This is a genomic window from Marinimicrobium sp. UBA4509 (genome assembly GCF_002388575.1).
Classification (GTDB): Bacteria; Pseudomonadota; Gammaproteobacteria; order Pseudomonadales; family Cellvibrionaceae; genus Marinimicrobium; species Marinimicrobium koreense.
Genome location: NZ_DGMV01000005.1, coordinates 16,912 through 17,917 on the forward strand (window position 1 = coordinate 16,912; position 1,006 = coordinate 17,917).

The 1,006-nt window shown below is 58.2% G+C and carries 1 protein-coding gene; it reads left to right on the top strand.

Annotation, left to right across the window (positions count from 1 at the left end):
- Window positions 1-442: 442 nt before the first annotated feature.
- On the top strand, window positions 443-1,006 hold a 564-nt coding region (locus B3520_RS00335), incomplete at its 3' end, for a lipid A-modifier LpxR family protein (protein WP_286875038.1).

The following is a 1,006-nucleotide window of genomic DNA, read 5'->3' on the forward strand; positions in this document are numbered from 1 at the left end:
CGGATGAAGGCCGCCAAATGCCGCGAGCCGCTGGATGCCTTTCTCGCGCTCTTGCCTATCGTCGTCGGACAAGTAAACGCCAACTGACGTGCTGGCCGACCAGAACTCGTCTCTATACCCACAATAATACCCTCTACAGCGCTTCATAAAATGGTCTCCGTCGGTGGCGGGGCTGATAAGTGCTGCGAGGTGTAAGAGTGTGCTTTTGAAGACGACTGGTCATCTATAGTTGATTGGAATCTGAACTTGGGGGAATAAGGTAATGAATTCGGAGCAATCTCGAACAAAAAAAGAACGAACAGAAAAAAGACGACCGGTCACTTTATTCGGGGCGGCAACGCTCTGGATGGTGGTATCACTGTTGATGATGGCGGAGCCCGCTGGCGCGCAGACGCTAGAGACTGAGGCCGTCCCGAGCACTCGCGCCCAAGAACCGTTGCAGGTGGCCTGGCTGATTGAGGATCAAAAACGACCTGCGGCGCCGATTCGATCGCTGCCCTATACGGAGCCGGAGCGTTCGAGCTGGGCGCTGGCCATTGATAATGATTACCTCGCTCTGGGGGGCAAGGATCAGGATTACACCTATGGTTTTAATTTCACCTATACCGGCCGGTCCGCGAAAGACGGTTGGCTCTCTCTGGACGCGCCGCTCGGTTGGCTGGATTCGGCGTTGGGCTTTGAGCATCTCTCCCCCGTGGGGGTCAGCAAGCACAGCCGCGAAGCGGGGCTGTTCGGGTTTACCCCCAGCGAGATCGAGGTGGTCCAACCGCAGTATGGCGATCGCCCCTATGCCGGTCTGGTATACCTGGCGAACTCCCGAGAGCGGCTGGATATCCGCAATCGGGTGGCGTGGAAAAGCACCTTGACCGTGGGAGTTCTCGGGCTGGATCTGGTAGGGGATGTGCAGAATGAATCCCATGCGATTCTCGGCAGTACGCCGGCCCGGGGCTGGGACAATCAGATCAGCGACGGCGGCGAACTGACGGCCCGCTATACCGTGGCGCGG